Annotated in this window: 1 protein-coding gene; it reads right to left on the reverse strand. The window is 38.5% G+C overall.

Annotation, left to right across the window (positions count from 1 at the left end; all coding sequences use genetic code 11):
- Positions 1-725 (reverse strand): IS1380 family transposase (locus GJS40_RS00460; protein WP_270895290.1); only part of this gene is annotated, 725 nt, incomplete at both ends.

Below are 725 nucleotides of genomic sequence, written 5' to 3' on the forward strand. Positions count from 1 at the left end.
GACTTCGACCATGATTTTGCCTGGTATTCGATTTCCTCATAATAGCATTCAGACATGGAAACATCTGATATCTCCGTTGCTGGATGTAATTCATCTGCCATTCGCTGTAAAATAGCGTTTGATTTTAGACGAATCACGTAATAGACAGACTCATCTTCACATAAGTCATACAAAGCCGGGACAGCAAATCCACTATCTCCACGTAAAAACGGTGTGGTTTCTGGAAATTTTTCATTGTAGTGTTCAATAAGTGGTTTTACAAAATCAACGACACCATTGGAAGTATAAACATTTCCTGGTCGTAGCTTCGCTTTAAGGAAATCGCCAGTGATACCATCAAAAGCAACTAACGGATGAAAACCGACCGTTCCATAATGAGTATTGTACGATGCCGATTCTTGTTCACCATATGTGTCAGCATGTGTTGAATCCAAGTCAAAGATGATTGCTTTGGATCCCCTGAATGTATGTACTTTATCTAAAAGCTCTTGGTTCGCTTGATTTAATTGTTCCATGGATTCGTTATCAAATCTTGTGTAAAACCGAGATAAACTTGGTTGAGAAGCTAAGGCGTCGGTCCCGATAATTTGTGTGAAGACAGGATCATTCGTCAATTGATCAGCACTGTCATCTTCAGCATAACCAGCAATGATTTGATAAATCTTTTGACGGAGTAAATTTTCATTCGAATGAACATGGTATTTTCTATCGTCTTTCAAATGTAG

The sequence above is a fragment of the Aliibacillus thermotolerans genome, from assembly GCF_027853235.1.
In the GTDB taxonomy this organism is placed as follows: domain Bacteria; phylum Bacillota; class Bacilli; order Bacillales; family Marinococcaceae; genus Aliibacillus; species Aliibacillus thermotolerans.